Genomic DNA, 18,882 nt, shown 5'->3' with positions numbered 1-18,882 from the left:
CCCTCCGGGGGCGCGAGTTGACCCCCGCGCCCCCGGAGTTCTCTGCACCACCGCGTACGGAGAACAGCCCAACGGCCACCCACACGAAGGCGTGACACCCGAGCCGTGCTCGCGTGCCGCGACCGCCGCGCCGCCGCAATCCGGAAGACTGACGGACCCGGCCACGACCCGTCGGGCAGTCCGCGTGCTTCCGGGGAAAGGGAGCCATGTCCGAAACCTCCCGTTCTCAAGCCCACCTCCAGGACGACGCCCGCGCCGGTTCCGCCCCTGCGGCGGGCACCCGGGGCACCGGAGTCCGGAGAACCGCCCTGGGCGTCAGCGAACTCGTCCAGGCGGCCGTGCCGCTGATCGCCGCGTGGCTGCCCACCCAGCGCTGGTACGCCGGCAAGGGGCGGCCCATCACCGGCCTCACCCCGGTGGTCGGCACTCCGCTGCAGGTCGGCGACCCGGCCCTGCTGCACCTGCTGCTGCGGGTCGAGCACGCCACCACGGCCGGCGCCCCGCACGGCGACATCTACCAGCTGCTGCTCGGCATCCGCTCCGGCGGGCTCGGGGACATCGGGCCCGGCGCCGTGCTCGGCCGGCTCACCCAGGGCCCGTACGACGGCGCGACGCTCTACGACGCGGTGCACGACCCGGAGCTCACCGGGCGGCTGCTGGAACACCTGGCCACCGGCGACCGCTTCGGCGCACTGTCCTTCCGCCGCACCCCCGGCTCCGGGCTGCCCACCAACCTCCGCGGCCGCGCCTCCACCGCCGAGCAGTCCAACAGCTCGGTCATCTACGGCACCTCGTACATCCTCAAGCTGTTCCGCCGCATCCACCCCGGCACCAACCCCGACCTCGAACTCTCGCTCGCGCTCTCCCGGGCCGGCTCCACCCGCATCCCCCGGGTCGCCGCCTGGTTCGAGAGCCGGATGGAACGCGCCGAGCCCGCCACCCTCGGACTGCTGCAGCGCTACCTGCCGGACGCCGAGGACGGCTGGGAACTCGCCCTCGACCAGGTCGGCCGGCTCAAGGGCGACCGCTCCCCCGGCAACTTCGCCATCGAGGCGCACCGGCTCGGCCGGGCCACCGCCGAGGTGCACCGGGTACTGGCCCGCTCGATGCCGGTCGCCCGGCTCGACCGCACCCAGACCGGACGGCTGGCCGGCGCGATGGCCGACCGGCTGGACAGCGCCGTCGCCGCCGTCCCCGGGCTGCTGCGCTTCCGGGCCGCGCTGCGCGCCGCCTTCCAGCAGCTCGCCGACGCCCACCCGGACGGCCTGCCGGTCCAGCGCATCCACGGCGACCTGCACCTCGGACAGGCGATGCGCACCCCGCACGGCTGGGTGCTGCTGGACTTCGAGGGCGAGCCGGCCAAGTCGGTCAACGAGCGCCGCGAGCCGCAACCGGCCCTGCGCGACGTCGCCGCGATGCTGCGCTCCTTCGACTACGCGGCCGCCCACCTGCTGGCCGGCGGCCCCGTCGACCCGGAACTGGCCCACCTGGCCGCCGCCTGGGCCCAGCGCAACCGCACCGCCTACTGCGCCGGCTACACCGCCGGCGGCGGCGCCGACCCGGCCGCCTCGCCGGAGCTGATGCGGGCTCTGGAGATCGACAAGGCGGTGTACGAGGTGGTGTACGAGGCCCGGCACCGGCCGAGCTGGCTGCCGATCCCGCTGGCCGCGATCAACCGGCTGGCCCTGTCCGTCTGACCCCCGCTCCCTGTTCCGCCCGCAGGAGTTCGCCCACCCCCGTCGCAGGAGGACCCCGCCGTGACGCCGATCGACCCGGCCGGCCGCCCCACCCGCCCCGTACCGGCCACCTTCCTGGCCGGACCGCTCCCAGCCGAAGGACGCGCCGGCCACGAGCCCAAGGCGCGCCGGGCGACCGAGGAGGAGGGGGGCGCCGGCACCGGCCCGGAGCCCCCGGCGACCACCCCGCCCACAGCCGGGAGCCCCCGGGGAGCCGAACGTCCGGCCCCCACCGGGGCACTGCGGCTGCCCGAGGCGCCGCTGCCGCCCGCCGAGGTCGACCGGCTGGTCCACGGACAGCACCACGACCCGCACGCACTGCTCGGCGCGCACCCGGTGCACGGCGGCACCGCGATCCGGGTGCTGCGCCCGTTCGCCGAGCGCGTGGTCGTCGAGACCGCCCAGGGCCCGGCCGAACTCACCCACCAGCAGGGCGGGTTGTTCACCGGCCTGGTGGCCGGCGGCGAACCGCCGGAGTACACCCTGCTGGTGACCTACCCCGGCGGCGGGCCGCTGCGCCAGCAGGACGGCTACCGCACCCCGCCCACCCTCGGCGAGCTCGACCTGCACCTGATCTCCGAGGGCCGGCACGAGCAGCTGTGGCGGGCGCTCGGCTCGCACGTGCGCACCGTCGGCGGCGTGGCCGGCACCGCCTTCGCGGTCTGGGCCCCGAACGCCGTCGGGGTGCGGCTGATCGGCGACTTCAACCACTGGGACGGCACCGGGCACCCGATGCGCTCGCTCGGCTCCTCCGGGATCTGGGAGCTGTTCGTCCCCGGCCTGGCCGAGGGCGCCACCTACAAGTACGAGGTGCACACCCGGCAGGGCTGGGTGCTGGACAAGGCCGACCCGCTGGCCCGGGCCGCCCAGTGCCCGCCCGGCACCGCCTCGGTGGTCACCTCCTCCGACTACGCGTGGCAGGACGGCGAGTGGATGGCCCGCCGGGCCCGCGCCGCGCACCACCGGGCGCCGATGTCGGTGTACGAGCTGCACCTGCCGTCCTGGCGCCCCGAGCTCACCACCTACCGCGCCATCGCCGAGGAACTGCCGCTCTACCTCAAGGAGTTGAACTTCACCCACGTGGAGTTCATGCCGGTGATGGAGCACCCCTTCGGTGGCTCCTGGGGCTACCAGGTGTCCGGCTACTACGCCCCCACCGCCCGGCTCGGCGGCCCCGACGACTTCCGGTACCTGGTGGACGCCCTTCACCGGCACGGCATCGGCGTGATCGTCGACTGGGTGCCCGCGCACTTCCCCAAGGACGACTTCGCGCTCGCCCGCTTCGACGGCGAGCCGCTGTACGAGCCGGCCGACCCACTGCGCGCCGAGCACCCGGACTGGGGGACGCTGGAGTTCGACTACGGCCGCAAGGAGGTGCGCAACTTCCTGGTCGCCAACGCGGTGTACTGGTGCGAGGAGTTCCACGTCGACGGCCTGCGGGTGGACGCCGTCGCCTCGATGCTCTACCTCGACTACTCCCGCGACAGCGGCGACTGGACGCCCAACCGGTTCGGCGGCCGGGAGAACCTGGACGCGGCCTCCTTCCTCCAGGAGATGAACGCCACCGTCTACCGGCGCTGCCCGGGCGTGGTGACCGTCGCCGAGGAGTCCACCGCCTGGGACGGGGTCACCCGCCCCACCCACGCGGGCGGCCTCGGCTTCGGGCTGAAGTGGAACATGGGCTGGATGCACGACTCGCTGGTCTACATGTCCAAGGAGCCGGTGCACCGCAAGTACCACCACAACGAGATCACCTTCTCGATGGTGTACGCCTACTCCGAGAACTACGTGCTGCCGATCTCGCACGACGAGGTGGTGCACGGCAAGCAGTCGCTGGTCTCCAAGATGCCCGGCGACTGGTGGCAGCAGCGCGCCAACCACCGCGCCTACCTCGGCTTCATGTGGTCCCACCCGGGCAAGCAGCTGCTGTTCATGGGGCAGGAGTTCGCCCAGGGCGCGGAGTGGCACCACGAGCAGGGCCCGCAGTGGTGGCTGCTCGACGAGCAGTGGCCGGCCCACCTGGAGCACCTCGGGGTGCGCCGGCTGGTCCGCGACCTCAACCGGCGCTACCTCGACACCCCGGCCCTGTGGGAGCTGGACACCGTCCCGGAGGGCTTCCGCTGGCTCGACGGCGGCGCCGCCGAGGACAACCTGCTCTCCTTCGTCCGGTACGCGGCCGACGGCTCGCCGCTGGTCGCGGTCTGCAACTTCTCGCCGGTCGTCCGGCACGGCCACCGGGTCGGCCTGCCGCGGCTGGCCGGCCGCGAGCAGCTGTGGGAGGAGGTGCTGAACACCGACGCCGAGGAGTACGGCGGCAGCGGCGTCGGCAACTCCCGCCCGGTCAAGGCCGAGCCGGTGGAGTGGGACGGCCAGCCCCGCTCCGCCGAACTGGTCCTCCCCCCGCTCGCCACCGTCTGGTTCCGCCCGGCGCGCTGAAGGCCCCGGAGCGCCCGCCCGGCCCCGGGCGGGCGCTCACCTGGGAGCCGTGACCGGGAACCCGAGTTCCTCGGCGGCCCTGCCGAGCTCGCGGTCGTAGGTGACGAAGTCGGTGAGCTCGGCGCGGAACGGCTCCGCGCTGGCCAGATGGAGCGCGTCCAACGATCCCAACCGCGCAGTGCGGTAGGCGAGAGCCCTGGCGAGCACCGCGCTGCTGAGATCCACCTGGTAGGCGCCCCGAAGCGCCTGATCGACGTGGTACGGGACCAACTGGTGCGAAAGACCCGCGCGGAGCAGCGTGCGGGTGATCTCCAGCCGGGCCAGTTCGCCGGTGATCAGCTCGGTGCCGGCGGGGAGCGCCTCGCGCCAGGCTCGCAGCGCGGCCGTCTCGGGCTCCGGCTTGATGAACTTGAGCAGCGCACAGGAATCGAGATAGATCAACGGTTGCGCTCCCGGTCCCGGTCCTCGACGAGAAGGTCCGACAGGCTGCCGACGTCCGGCAGTAGGTCAAGGGCGAGTTCGGGCATGCCCCGCTCGGCGGGCGGGGTGACCTCACCGGCCGCGACCATGCGTTCGAGGGTCGTCTCCGGGGCCGTTTCCGGCACCAGTCTCAGCACGGGTCGCCCGCGGTCGGTCACGACGATCGTCGCACCGGCCCGGACCCGCGCGACCGCCTTCGACGGGTTCTGGTTCAGTTCACGCAGCCCCATGGTCTCCATACCAGCCAATGTAACTACATCATGTAGGTACATCAAGGTCGAGTGGCGGCGCAAATCCCGGGTCCAGGCCCTTGGACCCCTTGCCGCCCTTGTCCGGTTCTGCTCGCGGACGGTCGTTCGGGGTGCGAAGGTATGGTCGATATGACCACCTTCCGAGACGACGGGACGGAGACACCCACGTGGCGCGCAGCGTGTACGTGACCGGCATCGACCGGGGGGACGGCCGGCAGGCGGTCGAACTCGGGGTCATGGAACTGCTCACCCGCCAGGTGGACCGGGTCGGGGTGTTCCGCCCGCTGGTGCACTCCGCGCCCGGGCAGCCGGGCTCGGACCACGTGGTCGAGCTGCTGCGCGGCCGCTACCGGATCGACCTGCCGGGCACCGAACTGTACGGCCTCACCTACGAGGAGGCCGCCGCGCTCCAGGCCGCCCAGGGGCAGGACGAGCTGGTCTCCGTCCTGGTCGACCGCTTCCACGCGCTGGAGCGGCGCTGCCAGGCGGTGCTGGTGCTCGGCACCGACTTCGCCGACACCAGCATCCCGGACGAGCTGGCCTTCAACGCCCGCTTGGCCAACGAGTTCGGCGCCGCCGTGCTGCCGGTGGTCGGCGGGCACGGCGCGGACGCCGACACGGTGATCGCCGAGGTACGCAATGCCCACCGGGCGTACACCGACCTCGGCTGCGAGACCCTGGCGATGGTCGCCAACCGGGTCGCCCCGGGCGCCGAGCAGCGGATCCAGCGCGCCCTCACCGAGAAGCTGCCGATCCCCGCCTACGTCATCCCGGAGGAGCCGGCGCTGGCCGCACCCACCGTCGCGCAGCTGGTCGAGGCGACCGACGCCGAGGTGCTGCTCGGGGACGCCACCGGCCTCGCCCGGGACGTGCGCGGCTACGTCTTCGGCGGCGCCATGCTGCCCACCTTCCTGGACGCGCTGACCGAGGGCGCCCTGGTGGTCACCCCCGGGGACCGGGCCGACCTGGTGATCGGCTCGCTGGCCGCGCACGCCGCCGGCGCCCCGCCGATCGCCGGCGTGCTGCTGACGCTCGGCCAGCACCCCGGCCCCAACGTGATGGCGCTGGCCGCCCGCCTCGCCCCCGGCACCCCTGTCGCGGTCGTCCCCGAGGGCAGCTGGCCGACCGCCGCCCATCTGACCCACCTGGAGGGCAAGCTCACCGCGGCCAGCCCCCGGAAGGCCGAGATCGCCCTCGGCCTGTTCGAACTGCACGTCGACACCGCCGAGTTGACCAACCGGATCGAGGTCGGCCGGTCCGAGCGGGTCACCCCGATGATGTTCGAGCACGAGCTGCTGGAGCGCGCCCGGGGCGCCCGCCGGCACGTCGTACTGCCGGAGGGCACCGAGGAGCGGGTGCTGCGCGCCGCCGAGATCCTGCTGCGCCGCAACATCTGCGACCTCACCCTGCTCGGCGACGTGGACGCCGTCCGCCGCAAGGCCGCGAGCCTGAGCATCGCCCTCCCCGACGTGGACCCGGCCGCCGACCGCGCCCAGGTGCGGATCGTCGACCCGGCCACCAGCCCGCTGCGCCGCCAGTTCGCCGAGCTGTACGCCACGCTGCGCGCCCACAAGGGCATGACCGTCGAGCTGGCCCTGGACGTGGTCACCGACGTCTCGTACTTCGGCACCCTGATGGTCCAGGAGGGCATCGCCGACGGCATGGTCTCCGGCGCGGTGCACTCCACCGCCGCCACCATCCGGCCCGCCTTCGAGGTGATCAAGACCTCGCCGGGCGCCTCGATCGTCTCCTCGGTCTTCTTCATGTGCCTGGCCGACAAGGTGCTGGTGTACGGCGACTGCGCGGTCAACCCCGACCCGGACGCCCAGCAGCTGGCCGACATCGCCATCCAGTCGGCCGCCACCGCCGCCCAGTTCGGGGTGGAGCCGCGGGTCGCGATGCTCTCGTACTCGACCGGCACCTCCGGCTCCGGCGCGGACGTCGACAAGGTCCGCAAGGCCACCGAGCTGGTCCGCGCGCTGCGGCCGGACATCCTGGTCGAGGGCCCGATCCAGTACGACGCGGCGGTGGACGCCCACGTCGCGGCCACCAAGCTGCCGGGCTCCCCGGTCGCCGGGCGGGCCACCGTGCTGATCTTCCCGGACCTCAACACCGGCAACAACACCTACAAGGCGGTCCAGCGCTCGGCCGGCGCGGTCGCGGTCGGCCCGGTGCTCCAGGGGCTGCGCAAGCCCGTCAACGACCTCTCCCGGGGGGCGCTGGTGCAGGACATCGTCAACACCGTGGCGATCACCGCCATCCAGTCCCAGGACCACTCCCAGGACCACAAGGAGCCGCAAGCATGAGTGAAGGCACGCGCGTTCTCGTCCTGAACGCCGGCTCCTCGTCGGTCAAGTACCGGCTGATCGACATGCTGGACGGAGCCAGGCTGGCCTCCGGGCTGGTCGAGCGGATCGGCGAGGCCGGCGGCCGCCTGGTGCACACCCCGCGCACCGGCGAGCCGCGCGAGACCGTCCAGGTCTTCCCGGACCACGCCGCCGCGCTCAAGGCCGTCGCCGAGGAGCTGTCCGCCGACGGCCTCGGGCTGGACTCCCCCGAGCTGGCCGCGATCGGCCACCGGGTGGTGCACGGCGGCCTGCGGTTCACCGAGCCGACGGTGATCACCGACGACGTGCTCAAGGAGATCCGCCGGCTGATCCCGGTCGCCCCGCTGCACAACCCGGCGAACATCACCGGCATCGAGGTGGCCCGCGCGCTGCGCCCCGACCTCCCCCAGGTGGCCGTCTTCGACACCGCCTTCCACGCCTCGATGCCCGAGTACTCGGCCCGGTACGCCATCGACAAGGCCGTCGCCGACCAGCACCGGGTGCGCCGCTACGGCTTCCACGGCACCTCGCACCAGTACGTCTCGCGGGCCGCCGCCCGGCTGCTCGGCAAGGACCCGGCCGAGGTCAACGTGATCGTGCTGCACCTGGGCAACGGCGCCTCCGCCTCGGCGGTCGCCGGCGGCCGCTGCGTGGACACCTCGATGGGCCTCACCCCGCTGGAGGGCCTGGTCATGGGCACCCGTTCGGGCGACATCGACGCCGGCGTGGTGTTCCACCTGCACCGGGTCGGCGGGCTGTCCGTGGACGAGATCGACGACCTGCTCAACCGCCGCAGCGGCCTGCGCGGGCTGTGCGGCGAGAACGACATGCGCGAGATCATGCACCGGGCGGACGAGGGGGACGCGGACGCGAAGCTGGCGTTCGACTCGTACGTCCACCGGCTGCGCAAGTACATCGGCGGCTACTACGCGGTGCTGGGCCGGGTGGACGCGATCGCGTTCACCGCGGGCGTCGGGGAGAACGCGGCGCCGGTGCGCGCGGCGGCCACCGCGGGGCTGGAGGAACTGGGCATCGCCGTCGACCCGGAGCTGAACTCGGTGCGGTCGGGCGAGGCCCGGATCATCTCCCCCGCGTACGCCCGGGTGGCGGTCGCCGTGGTGCCCACCGACGAGGAGCTGGAGATCGCCCGACAGGCCTTCGCACTGGTGCACCGGGAACGCCGGGAGTCCGAGGACTGACACGGAACCGTCTCACTCCTCGGAAGCATTCGTCGGCGATTCCTCCCGGTGCATACCGAATGCACCTATAACACGAACGGATAGACTGATCCATATGCGCCGAGCGAAAATTGTCTGCACCCTGGGTCCGGCGACGGACTCCTACGAACAGCTGAAGGCCATCGTCGAGGCGGGCATGAACGTCGCCCGACTGAACATGAGCCACGGCAACCACGCGGACCACGAGGAGCGGTACCGCAAGGTCCGCCAGGTCTCGGAGGACACCGGCAAGGCCATCGGCGTCCTTGCCGACCTCCAGGGTCCGAAGATCCGTCTGGCGACCTTCGCCAACGGCCCGGTGACCGTCGACAACGGCGACGAGTTCACCATCACCACCGAGGACGTCCCCGGTGACCAGCACATCTGCGGCACCACCTACAAGGGCCTGCCCGGCGACGTGAAGCCCGGCGACCCGATCCTGATCAACGACGGCGTCATCGCCCTGGAGGTCGTCAGCGTCGACGGCCCGCGGGTGAAGACCGTGGTGATCGAGGGCGGCGTGCTCTCGAACAACAAGGGCATCAACCTGCCCGGCGCGGCCGTGAACGTGCCCGCCCTGTCCGAGAAGGACAAGGACGACCTGCGCTTCGCGCTGCGCCTGGGCGTCGACATGATCGCCCTGTCCTTCGTCCGCAACGCGGACGACATCAAGGACGTCCACGAGGTCATGGACGAGGTCGGCATCCGGGTGCCGGTCATCGCCAAGATCGAGAAGCCGCAGGCCGTCGAGGCCATGGAGGAGATCGTCCTCGCCTTCGACGCCATCATGGTCGCCCGCGGCGACCTCGCCGTGGAGTACCCCCTGGAGCGGGTCCCGCTGGTCCAGAAGCAGCTGATCACGCTGGCCCGCCGCAACGCCAAGCCGGTCATCGTCGCCACCCAGATGATGGAGTCGATGATCCACGCCTCGCGCCCGACCCGCGCCGAGGTCTCCGACGTCGCCAACGCCATCCTGGACGGCGCCGACGCGGTCATGCTGTCCGCCGAGTCCAGCGTCGGCAAGTACCCGGTCGAGACCGTCCGCACCATGAGCCGGATCTGCGAGAAGGCCGAGGAGGAGCTGGTCTCGCAGGGCCTGCAGCCGCTCAACCCGGGCCGCAAGCCGCGCACCCAGGGCGGCTCGGTCGCCCGCGCCGCGTGCGAGCTGGGCGACTTCCTGGACGGCAAGGCGCTGGTCGCCTTCACCAAGTCGGGTGACACCGCCCGTCGGCTGTCCCGCTACCGCTCGCCGATCCCGGTGATCGCCTTCACCCCGGACACCGCCACCCGCAACCAGCTCTCGCTGAGCTGGGGCGTCGAGGCGTACGTGACCGAGCAGGTGGCCACCACGGACGCGATGGTCGCGCAGGTCGACCGGGAGCTGCTGAAGCTGGGCCGGCTCGGCGAGGGCGACACCGTCATCGTCACCGCCGGTGTCCCGGTCGGCGTCCCCGGCACCACCAACATGGTGCAGGTGCACCACCTGGGCACCCCGGGCGCGTGAGCACCCGGCACGTCCGAACGCCCGTGGGGCGGTCCTCCTCCGGGAGGGCCGCCCCACAGGCGTGACGGCGCCGGCTACTTGTCGCCGCTCCTACTTGTCGCTGTAGGGGGCGTTGTCGTTGAACAGGTGCATCCCGGGGATGTGCAGGGTGCCGCCGAACTGACCGGCCTGCTTGGCGGTGACGCCGGTCAGCTCCAGGTCCAGCGGGATCGGGATGGCGCCGATCAGGTCGTACAGCCAGCGCGGCAGGGTGTCCGGGGTGAGGGTGATCTCGCCCAGGTCGATCAGGATCGGCAGGCCGAGCACCTTGGAGAGGTGACCCGACAGCCGCTCCACGTACATGGTGACCGGGCCCTGGCGCATGGTCGAGGTGGAACCCGGGGCGCCCTGGACGTGGAAGGTCACGCCGTTGCCCTCCAGGGTGGACATGTCGAGGTTGTCGATGTCCACGCTGTCGACCACGAACTTCAGGACGCGCTTGCTGCCGGTCGGGGTCTTCACGTCGTAGACGCCGTGGAAGGCCGCGCCGTGCAGGGCGAGCCGGCTGGTCTTCAGGGTCCAGTTCTGCTCCGGGACGACGTGCCCGGGGGCGGGCGCGCCGGCGGTCAGGCTCCGGGCGTCCACATCGCAGTTGGGGTTCTCGGTGGGCGTCGCGGACGGGGTGCCGGAGGCGCCCGCGGAGGGCGTCGCCGAGGCGCCCGCGGAGGGCGTCGGCTTCGCGCTCGCCTTGCCGCCCGACGTGGCGGTGGGTGTGGCGGTGGGCGACGGTTCGTCGGCGGCGGGCTGGGTCGCGGGCGGCGCGGCCTGCCGGGCGGCGGCGGCCGGGGCCTGCGGCTGGGGGGGCTGCGCCGGAGCGTCCGTGTGCGGGGCGGGGGCGGCCGGGCTGCCGGGTGCCGAGGGAGTGGTGGTCGGGGCGCCGGTCGGGCTCGGGCTCGGCGAACCGTTCGGGTTCAACAGCCGGTTGACGCCGCCGACGAGGTCGTCGACCAGCCCGCCCGGGGCCGCCGTACCGGTGCCACCGGCGGCGGACTGCTGGGCGGCGGGCTGGGTGGCCGTCCCGGCGGCCGACGGCTTGACCGGCGCGGTGGGCTGCTGGGCGGGCGCGCTGGGCACCTGGGTCGGCACCGAACCCGGGTCGGTCGACGGGCCGGCCGAGGGCGCCGTGGTCGGGGCCGAGCTCGGCACGGTGGACGGGCCCGGCGGCGGCTCGGGCAGCTCGCTCTTGGGCACCGGCGTCTCGATCGGCGCGACGTCCGGCACGACGGCCGGCGCGTTGCCGCAGGGCTTGCCCGCCGCGGACTCGGCGACCGCGGGGTTGGGCGTGTAGGCGGCGGCCATCAGCAGCGCGGTCGGCACCGCCGCCATCGCCAGCGCCCGGCCTCTCAGCCGGACCCGTACGGGCGTGCGCGGGGCCGCGTGCCGGCCGGAGCGCTGCACGGGAACGGTCGTGCCGTCGGCTTGCTCGGCCGGCCCGGTCACCGCGCCTCCTCCTGGTCCATGGCGCCGGCCTGCTTCGGGACGGCGGCTTTGGCGACGGGTCCGGCGGCCTGCGGCGCGCCCTGGGCGGGCAGTTCGGCGGTGACGTCGGTGGCGACGCTCCGGGCCACGGTGGCCGTGGCGTCCCCGGCGTCCTCGCCGGCGTCGGCCCGGCGTCGGCGCCCGCCCTTGGCCGTCGGCGCGGCCGCCGACTCGGCCTGCGGCTCCGGCAGCGGCGCCCAGGACACCAGCAGCCCTCCGCCGATCAGACCGGGCAGCAGGGCCAGGCCGAAGCCGGCCAGGTTGGACATCGGGATCGAGACCAGCGTCAGCAGGATGGTCGCGATGCCCGCGAAGACCCGGACGGCCTGCTGGAACCACCCGGCGATGCCGAGGGCGATCAGCAGGACGCCGATGAGCAGCGAGCCGGCACCCGCCGTGGTCGACATCGCGATGGTCACGCTGCCGAGCGCCAGGTGCGCGTACGGGAAGTAGAGGATCGGGACGCCGGCGATCATGGCCAGCAGGCCGCCCCAGAAGGGCCTGGTGCGACGGAACGTGCGGAAGCCCCGCCAGACCGATCCGAGCGGATTCTGGCGGCCGGTCCGGGTTTCGACCGTTGCGCTGGACATGGTGCAGCTCCTCGGCATCGCTACGAGGGGAAAACGACTGGTGCGGGGCCGGGAACGGCGGAACCCGCCGCCCCCGGCCCGCGAAAGACCCGTCTGACGGGCGTGCCTGTCGGCACGCCGTCAGGCAGGGCTCAGTAGCACTCCTTGCCCGGGCCGTCGCCGCTCTTGAGCGACAGGCTCAGACCGTTGAGGACGAACTTCCCGGCCGAGGTGGCGCGGGCGGTCTGCTCGACGTTGTCCAGCGAGGCCTTCTCGGCTGCCTGGGCGAAGCCGGTGGCACCGGTGGGCAGACCCTTGCCGCCGCCCGCGGCGGAGACGCCCGGGTGCGGCGTCCAGCCCTGGGTCGCCGTGCCGGCGAGCGTGGAGGCGTCCTGACCGATGTTGATCTTCTCGAAGGTCGCGTCGGCCTTCAGCTCCTCCATGTCGATCAGCAGGTCGTCGGCGTGCACCGGCGTGCCCTTGCCGCCGGCGTTCAGCTGGAGGGTGATCTTGCCCAGGCCGAACTTGGTCAGGTCGGTCACCACGGACTGGCACATGTTGGTGATGTCGGCCTTGTCGAAAGCCGAGACGGCGACCGGGTGCGGCATGCCGCTGGCTTCGAGGTCGACGGTGCCGAACTGGGCGAAGTGGCTGCCCTCGATGTGCGTGGCCTTCACCTTGAACTGCTGGCCGGAAATGCTGAACGAAGCGGCGAGCGCGCTGTTGGCGATCGAGACGCCGACCATCGCGGTGGCGGCGACACTCGGCACCATCACCAGTGCGAAGCGCTTCCAGCGGGTCTTGCCGTAGGTCTTGGACATGCGAGTCCTCCTTCTAGGACGTACATCTCCGGCTCCCCGGCGGTGCGTCCCGCACCGGTGGGGGCCTGGGATGGGAGAGAGCTACGTCCTCGGTAGCGGAGAGCGCCTTGGGCGTCGTCGGACGCGGGAACGGCCTGCGTGCAGCGGGCCTCCCGTCCAAGCACCGGCCGTCCTTGCGGGGCGGCGGGCAGGACCGACGACATCGGCGATCACCCCCGAGCGACAACCAGCGACCGCGCAGGGCCGCGCGGCCGGTAAAAGGACAGGAACCGCCGTGGGACCGCGGATACCCCCCTGCCCTCCCTCCCGCCGGCCGGAGCCGGCGGATCGCCCGGTGGGGATCCCGCGCTCCGCGTGGCCGACCGGGGTCGGCGGGTGTGGAGTCTGGGACCGGGCGTGGCCGATCGTGCTTGAATCCCGGGCGAAGCACAAGGGGTGCCTTACTGACGGGTAATGCAACTTCCGGTGACGTTGATCATGGAATCGACCCGAGTTGCACCGTGCGTGACGCCTTGAAGGAAACGTGACGGCGAAATCCGCCGGAAACACCAACGAAACACCCGTGGGTGATCACACAATGTGACCACCCACGGGTGAAATCAAGATTTGGTAAACCTCTGTCCGGTTGACCGGATTGTCGCCAAATCACCCAGCGACACCGCAGGTCATCCGCCGTGCCAGGCAGCGAACCTGAGCCGGGCTCAGAACAGCACGCGCGCCAGCGCCGTACGGGCCGCGACGACCCGCGGGTCCTCCGGGCCGATCACCTCGAACAGCTCCAGCAGGCGCAGCCGGGCGGTGTCCCGGTCCTCGCCGGCCGTCCGCCCGACGGTGGTCACCAGGCGCCCGAAGGCGTCCTCGACGTGACCGCCAACCAGGTCCAGGTCGGCCGCCTGGAGCTGGGCCCCGACGTCCTTCGGGTCGGCGGCGGCCGCCGCCCGGACGGCCTGGAGGTCCAGGCCCTCGATCCGCTTCAGCAGCTCGGCCTGGGCCAGACCCAGCTTGGCCTCGGTGTTGCCCGGCTGCTCGACCAGCACGTTCCGGTACGCCTGGATGGCGCCGCCCAGGTCACCGGCGTCCAGCGCGTCGTGCGCGGCGGACAGCGCCGGGTCCTCGGGGCGCTGCGGGGCGGCGGCCGTGGCCTCGCCCGGGGCGACCGCCCCGCCGGCCACGCCGAAGCGCTGCTCGGCGACCAGGATCAGCTGGTCCAGGATCTTGCGGATGTTGGCGGCGCTCTCCGCGCCCTGGAACAGCGGCACCAGCTGGCCGGCCACCACGGCCATCACGGCCGGGATGCCCTGGATGCCGAACTGCTGGGAGAGCAGCGGGTTGGCGTCCACATCGATCTTGGCGAGCACGAAGCGGCCGGCGTACTCCTCGACCAGGCCCTCCAGGACCGGGCTCAGCTGCTTGCAGGGCCCGCACCACTCGGCCCAGAAGTCGATGACGACCGGCACCTCGGTGGAGCGCTGGACGACCTCGGTCTCGAAGGTGTCCTCGGTGACGTCGATGACGAGCTGGTAGGCGGACTGGGCGGGGGCGGCTCCGGCCGACTCGGCGGTGGCCGCCTGACGGGCCCGCTCGGCCCGGGCCTGCTCGGCCTTCTGGGCGGCTTCGCCGGCCGCCTTCACTGCGGCGAGGTCGACCGCACCGCGCAGGGCGGAGCTGTTGAGACGCGAATTCCGTGGCTGCATGGCACCATCCTCCCCCGTCCGCGCTGCTCGCGGGCACCAACCTCCGGAAAGTCGCCCCGCGCGGACCGCGCGGCGCGGGTTCCCGGGCGCCGCGCCCCTCCCCCGGTAGCCTGGACCGTTCGGCGCGGATCCCCACCCGCGCCCGCGCCGCTCCCGTCCCACGGGATGCGGCGCCTGGTTGTCACTGCTTTCGCTACGAGTCGTAGCGTAACTGGAGCCGGTGCCCCGCCCGCAAGCCCAACCGGCGGTTCGGCGACGTGACCTGCCCCACTTTCCCGGACCGCCCCGCTCCCCGAACGGGCGAACAGTCGCTACCGTTACCAGCTCCACCCAAGTTACTTACCAGTACAGCGCAAGGAGGCCCGGTGCCGGCCGCCCAGCCCCCAGCGAGCCCGGAACGCACGGACCCGGCGTGCCCCGACCCGGCCGGCACGGCCCCGGCGCCCACCGGCACGGCCCCGGAGCCCGCAGGCGCCGCCCGGGCCAAGGGCCGCCCGCGCAGCGCCGCCGCCGACCTCGCGATCCTCGACGCCACCCGCGAGGCGCTGGCCGAACTCGGCTGGGGCGGGCTGACCATGGGCCACGTGGCGAGCCGCGCCGGGGTCGCCAAGACCACCCTCTACCGCCGCTGGCCGTCCAAGAACGAGCTCGTCGTGGACGCCGTCGCCAGCCTCTTCGACGAGCTGGTGATGCCCGACCTCGGCAGCCTGCGGGCCGACATCGAGGCCGTGGTGACCCAGCTCGCCGACCTGCTGGCCCGCCCGGAGACCCAGGCCGCACTGCTCGCGCTGTTCGCCGAGGGCACCCGCGACCGGCAGCTGCGGCGCCGGATCCGCGAGTCCATCGTGGACCCGCAGAAGCGGCTGGTCCGCCAGGGCCGGGCGGCCGCCCAGGCGCGCGGCGAGCTGGAGGCGGACACCGACGCCGCGTCGGCCCGCGAGGAGGTCGACATCATCTTCGACACCATCGCGGGCACCGTCGAGCACCGCGTCCTGGTGAGCGGCGAGCCGATCACCCCCGAGTGGACCCGCCGCTTCACCGACCTGCTGCTCGGACCGCTCTTCGCCGGCTGACCGCCACCGGCCGGGAACCCGGCCCCGGCCGAGGACACGGCGAGGCCGCCCGTACGGAAATCCCGTACGGGCGGCCTGCTCGGGTCAGCGGGTCAGAACGCCGCGTTCTCCTGGTACGTCCCCCACTCCTGGCGCAGCGCGTTGCAGATCTCGCCCAGCGTCGCCTCCGCGCGCACCGCGTCCAGCATCGGCGGGATCATCGACTCGCCCGAGCGCGCCGCCGCCAGCATGGCGTCCAGCCCGGCCCGGACGGCCGCCTCGTCCCGGGCCGCCTTGCGCTCCCGCAGCACCCGGACCTGCTCGCGCTCGACCTCGTGGCTGACCCGCAGGATCTCCAGCTCCGGGGTGACGCTGCGCGGGTGGCAGTTGACGCCGACCACGCGCTTGTCGCCCTTCTCCACCGACTGCTGGTACTGGAAGGCCGCCTCGGCGATCTCCCCGGTGAACCAGCCCTCCTCGATGCCGCGCAGGATGCCGGAGGTGATCGGGCCGATCTCGTGGTCCTCGCGGCCCTTGTCCAGGATCCGCTGGAAGATCGCCTCGGCCTGCTGCTCGATCCGGTCGGTCAGCGCCTCGACGTACCAGGAGCCGCCCAGCGGGTCGGCCACGTTGGCGACGCCGGTCTCCTCCATCAGCACCTGCTGGGTGCGCAGGGCGATCTCGGCGGCCTGCTCGGAGGGCAGCGCCAGGGTCTCGTCCAGGGCGTTGGTGTGCAGCGAGTTGGTGCCGCCGAGCACCGCGGCCAGCGCCTCGACGGCGGTGCGCACCACGTTGTTGTACGGCTGCTGCGCGGTGAGCGAGACGCCGGCGGTCTGGGTGTGGAAGCGCAGCCACTGCGCCTTGTCGGTCTTGGCGCCGAAGCGGTCGCGCATCCAGCGGGCCCAGATCCGGCGCGCGGCGCGGAACTTGGCGATCTCCTCGAAGAAGTCCAGGTGCGCGTCGAAGAAGAAGGACAGGCCGGGCGCGAAGACGTCCACGTCCAGGCCGCGGGACAGGCCCAGCTCGACGTAGGCGAAGCCGTCCGCGAGGGTGTACGCCAGCTCCTGCGCGGCCGTCGCCCCGGCCTCGCGGATGTGGTAGCCGGAGACCGACAGCGGCTTGTACGCGGGGATGCCCTGGGCGCAGTGGGCCATCAGGTCGCCGATCAGGCGCAGGTGCGGCTCGGGAGCGAAGAGCCACTCCTTCTGCGCGATGTACTCCTTGAAGATGTCCGTCTGCAGGGTGCCGTTGAGCACCGCCGGGTCCACGCCCTGGCGCTCGGCGGCGACCAGGTACATGCAGAAGATCGGCACGGCCGGGCCGCTGATCGTCATCGAGGTGGTGACCTCGCCGAGTGGGATGCCCTTGAACAGCACCTCCATGTCGGCGGCCGAGTCGATGGCCACGCCGCAGTGGCCGACCTCGCCGAGCGACTTCGGGTCGTCCGAGTCGTAGCCCATCAGGGTGGGCATGTCGAAGGCGACCGAGAGGCCGCCGCCGCCCGCGTCCAGGATCATCCGGTAGCGCTCGTTGGTCTGCTGGGCGTTGCCGAAGCCGGCGAACTGGCGGATGGTCCAGGTGCGGCCCCGGTAGCCGGTCGGGTGCAGGCCGCGGGTGTACGGGTACTCGCCCGGCCAGCCGATCCGCTCGAAGCCCTCCACGGCCTGCCCGGCGGGCGGGCCGTAGACCGGCTCGACCTCGTCACCGGAGAGGGTGGTGAAGTCCGCGTCGCGCTTGCGGGCCTTGTCGTACCGCTGCTGCCAGCGCTGCCGGCCGCGCTCGATCTCCTCGGCGTCCATGAACCCGCACTCCGCTCCGTACGGCCGCCACGGCGACGGGCGGCACAGCTAGTAGGACGTCCTAACAATTTACTCGGACGTCCTAGTACTTGTCGACGGACGACCCGCACGAATGCCGAGAGCGCCCCTCCCCCCGATCGGGAAGGGGCGCTCTCGCGGGGCTTCGGGGCTCAGACCCCGGCCGGCTGGCGGTCGCCGGTGCCCGCGGGGAGCTTCTCGGCGGCCTCGCGGGCCACCTTGCGCTCGAAGACGAAGGAGAGGAAGGGGATGCAGCCCGCCGCCAGGGTGAGCACCAGCCGGCCCATCGGCCACTTCAGCTTCTGCCCGAGCATGAAGGTCACCACGAAGTACCCGATGTAGAGGTAGCCGTGCAGCATCGCGACGTACGTGGTCACGTCCTCGGCGGCGCCGAAGCCGTACTTCGCGATCATGAAGCCGCAGAACACCAGCAGTGCCACACCGGTCGCAATGGCCAGGCCCCGGTACCAACCCAGCAGGGGGGTCGCCTTCATACTCTTCCTCGCCTCGCTCGGCAGTATCGGCCGGTACGCCCGGATCCGCGCACCGCTCACACGAGGGTAGCCGCCCTCACACCCTCTCCTTCGCAGCCCCCTCGGTGCCCTCGGTGAAGTCGCCGGCCGCGATCCGCAGCGGCCTGAGCAGATCGAACACCTGGCGGCACTGCTCGGCGTCGTACTCCTCCAGCCCGAACTCCATCGCCATCAGCTCCCGGGTCGCCTCCTCGACCACCTCGCGGCCGCGCCCGGTGATCGCCGCCAGCACGCCGCGGCCGTCCAGCGGGTTGGGCCGGCGGGCGACCAGACCGGCCCGCTCCAGGCGGTCGACGGTGTTGGTCACGCTGGTCGGGTGGACCATGAGCCGCTCGCCGATCTTGGAGAGCGAGAGCTCGCCGGTCCGGCTGAAGGTCAGCAGCACCAGCGCCTCGTAGCGGGCGAAGGTCAGCCCGTACGGCTTGAGCACCGCGTCCACCCGGGAGAGCAGGATCTGGTGGGCGCGCATGATCGAGGTGATCGCCGCCATCGAGGGGACTCCGCCCCAACGGCGGGTCCACAGCTCGTCGGCACGGGCGATCGGGTCGAAGTCGAGAGCGAGGGGCTTGGCCACCTCCTTACCGTACCGGCGGACGGGACGTGTGCTACCAGGCGTCCTGATGGTGGACAAGCGCGAGACGTGGCGGGAACCCGCCAATCGGACGGCCAGGTCCATACCAGGACATTGCACCGGCATGAACGCGCGGCAACGGACTTCTGGCGCACCGGGGTTGACCCCGGATCGGCCCGGCGCCGCGCCACCAGGCCTCGGTTCGGACGGGAACCCCCTGCGAGCGCGGTCGATTCATCCCTTTTGTCCGTCCGTTCACAATCCTTCGCCCTGGCGGGACTTGGCCAATTCATGAGCAAGACCTGTCATTTGATTTGCTCGATTGTCATGCTTTCGGCCAACCCCGTTCGGTAGCC

15 protein-coding genes are annotated in these 18,882 nt (G+C 72.5%); 6 read left to right on the top strand and 9 right to left on the bottom strand.

Annotated features, from left to right (window positions below; genetic code table 11):
- Positions 1 to 206 precede the first annotated feature (206 nt).
- Both ACIRRH_RS05770 and glgB read left to right on the top strand, forming a co-directional pair.
- Entirely contained in the window at positions 207 to 1,697 is a 1,491-nt protein-coding gene (locus tag ACIRRH_RS05770; RefSeq protein ID WP_403062230.1) for a phosphotransferase, read from the top strand.
- Between the two features lie 60 nt (positions 1,698 to 1,757).
- Positions 1,758 to 4,172 carry a 1,4-alpha-glucan branching enzyme gene (glgB, locus tag ACIRRH_RS05765; RefSeq protein ID WP_403062227.1) on the top strand — a complete coding sequence of 805 codons (2,415 nt, stop codon included), beginning with the start codon at positions 1,758 to 1,760 and terminating at the stop codon, positions 4,170 to 4,172.
- Positions 4,173 to 4,208: 36 nt separating this feature from the next.
- Here the strand turns inward: glgB and ACIRRH_RS05760 are convergent, their stop codons facing one another.
- Positions 4,209 to 4,613 carry a type II toxin-antitoxin system VapC family toxin gene (locus ACIRRH_RS05760; protein ID WP_403062225.1) on the bottom strand — a complete coding sequence of 135 codons (405 nt, stop codon included), beginning with the start codon at positions 4,611 to 4,613 and terminating at the stop codon, positions 4,209 to 4,211.
- On the bottom strand, positions 4,610 to 4,891 hold the full coding sequence (locus ACIRRH_RS05755; protein WP_403062222.1) for a type II toxin-antitoxin system Phd/YefM family antitoxin: 282 nt from the start codon (positions 4,889 to 4,891) through the stop codon (positions 4,610 to 4,612). The genes ACIRRH_RS05760 and ACIRRH_RS05755 overlap by 4 nt, the downstream gene beginning before the upstream one ends.
- A 179-nt stretch (positions 4,892 to 5,070) precedes the next feature.
- Between ACIRRH_RS05755 and pta the strand changes: the two genes are divergently transcribed.
- From pta to pyk, 3 genes are all read left to right on the top strand, one after another.
- Positions 5,071 to 7,209: a phosphate acetyltransferase gene (gene pta / locus ACIRRH_RS05750; RefSeq protein WP_403062219.1), complete on the top strand. Its 2,139-nt coding sequence runs from the start codon at positions 5,071 to 5,073 to the stop codon at positions 7,207 to 7,209.
- Entirely contained in the window at positions 7,206 to 8,429 is a 1,224-nt protein-coding gene (locus ACIRRH_RS05745; protein ID WP_403062216.1) for an acetate kinase, read from the top strand. The genes pta and ACIRRH_RS05745 overlap by 4 nt, the downstream gene beginning before the upstream one ends.
- Before the next feature lie 94 nt (positions 8,430 to 8,523).
- The gene (gene pyk, locus ACIRRH_RS05740) at positions 8,524 to 9,951 is read left to right on the top strand and encodes a pyruvate kinase (protein WP_403062213.1); all 1,428 of its coding nucleotides are present in this window, start codon (positions 8,524 to 8,526) and stop codon (positions 9,949 to 9,951) included.
- 90 nt (positions 9,952 to 10,041) lie between these two features.
- On the opposite strand, the gene ACIRRH_RS05735 is transcribed toward pyk, so the two are convergent.
- The 4 genes from ACIRRH_RS05735 to ACIRRH_RS05720 all read right to left on the bottom strand — a co-directional run bounded on the left by ACIRRH_RS05735 (position 10,042) and on the right by ACIRRH_RS05720 (position 14,553).
- Entirely contained in the window at positions 10,042 to 11,430 is a 1,389-nt protein-coding gene (locus ACIRRH_RS05735) for a hypothetical protein (RefSeq protein WP_403062210.1), read from the bottom strand.
- On the bottom strand, positions 11,427 to 12,059 hold the full coding sequence (locus ACIRRH_RS05730; RefSeq protein ID WP_403062207.1) for a DUF6114 domain-containing protein: 633 nt from the start codon (positions 12,057 to 12,059) through the stop codon (positions 11,427 to 11,429). Before ACIRRH_RS05730 ends, ACIRRH_RS05735 begins: the two co-directional genes overlap by 4 nt.
- A 131-nt stretch (positions 12,060 to 12,190) precedes the next feature.
- The gene (locus tag ACIRRH_RS05725; protein ID WP_403062205.1) at positions 12,191 to 12,859 is read right to left on the bottom strand and encodes a DUF6230 family protein; all 669 of its coding nucleotides are present in this window, start codon (positions 12,857 to 12,859) and stop codon (positions 12,191 to 12,193) included.
- A 701-nt stretch (positions 12,860 to 13,560) separates the two neighbouring features.
- Positions 13,561 to 14,553 carry a tetratricopeptide repeat protein gene (locus ACIRRH_RS05720; protein WP_403062202.1) on the bottom strand — a complete coding sequence of 331 codons (993 nt, stop codon included), beginning with the start codon at positions 14,551 to 14,553 and terminating at the stop codon, positions 13,561 to 13,563.
- A gap of 521 nt (positions 14,554 to 15,074) precedes the next feature.
- On the opposite strand from ACIRRH_RS05720, the gene ACIRRH_RS05715 reads away from it, so the two are divergent.
- Positions 15,075 to 15,626 carry a TetR/AcrR family transcriptional regulator gene (locus ACIRRH_RS05715; RefSeq protein ID WP_403062442.1) on the top strand — a complete coding sequence of 184 codons (552 nt, stop codon included), beginning with the start codon at positions 15,075 to 15,077 and terminating at the stop codon, positions 15,624 to 15,626.
- A gap of 92 nt (positions 15,627 to 15,718) precedes the next feature.
- On the opposite strand, the gene ACIRRH_RS05710 is transcribed toward ACIRRH_RS05715, so the two are convergent.
- The 3 genes from ACIRRH_RS05710 to ACIRRH_RS05700 form a co-directional block, all read right to left on the bottom strand.
- Complete coding sequence (locus ACIRRH_RS05710) at positions 15,719 to 17,404, bottom strand: methylmalonyl-CoA mutase (RefSeq protein ID WP_403062199.1); 1,686 nt, start codon at positions 17,402 to 17,404, stop codon at positions 15,719 to 15,721.
- Between the two features lie 170 nt (positions 17,405 to 17,574).
- On the bottom strand, positions 17,575 to 17,916 hold the full coding sequence (locus tag ACIRRH_RS05705) for a DUF3817 domain-containing protein (protein ID WP_403062196.1): 342 nt from the start codon (positions 17,914 to 17,916) through the stop codon (positions 17,575 to 17,577).
- 76 nt (positions 17,917 to 17,992) lie between these two features.
- Positions 17,993 to 18,529, bottom strand: coding sequence for a MarR family winged helix-turn-helix transcriptional regulator (locus ACIRRH_RS05700; RefSeq protein WP_403062193.1), 537 nt, complete (start codon positions 18,527 to 18,529; stop codon positions 17,993 to 17,995).
- Positions 18,530 to 18,882: the final 353 nt, after the last annotated feature.

It is taken from the genome of Kitasatospora sp. NPDC101235 (assembly GCF_044767505.1).
Taxonomy (GTDB): Bacteria; Actinomycetota; Actinomycetes; order Streptomycetales; family Streptomycetaceae; genus Kitasatospora.
This window is presented reverse-complemented; position numbering and strand designations above follow the sequence as displayed.

Coding starts and splice junctions, on each gene's coding strand:
- ACIRRH_RS05770 (WP_403062230.1), top strand. CDS start 207: ATGTCCGAAACCTCCCGTTCTCAAGCCCACCTCCAGGACGACGCCCGC.
- ACIRRH_RS05755 (WP_403062222.1), bottom strand. CDS start 4,891: ATGGAGACCATGGGGCTGCGTGAACTGAACCAGAACCCGTCGAAGGCG.
- ACIRRH_RS05725 (WP_403062205.1), bottom strand. CDS start 12,859: ATGTCCAAGACCTACGGCAAGACCCGCTGGAAGCGCTTCGCACTGGTG.
- ACIRRH_RS05745 (WP_403062216.1), top strand. CDS start 7,206: ATGAGTGAAGGCACGCGCGTTCTCGTCCTGAACGCCGGCTCCTCGTCG.
- ACIRRH_RS05705 (WP_403062196.1), bottom strand. CDS start 17,916: ATGAAGGCGACCCCCCTGCTGGGTTGGTACCGGGGCCTGGCCATTGCG.
- ACIRRH_RS05710 (WP_403062199.1), bottom strand. CDS start 17,404: ATGGACGCCGAGGAGATCGAGCGCGGCCGGCAGCGCTGGCAGCAGCGG.
- pyk (WP_403062213.1), top strand. CDS start 8,524: ATGCGCCGAGCGAAAATTGTCTGCACCCTGGGTCCGGCGACGGACTCC.
- ACIRRH_RS05720 (WP_403062202.1), bottom strand. CDS start 14,553: ATGCAGCCACGGAATTCGCGTCTCAACAGCTCCGCCCTGCGCGGTGCG.
- ACIRRH_RS05730 (WP_403062207.1), bottom strand. CDS start 12,059: ATGTCCAGCGCAACGGTCGAAACCCGGACCGGCCGCCAGAATCCGCTC.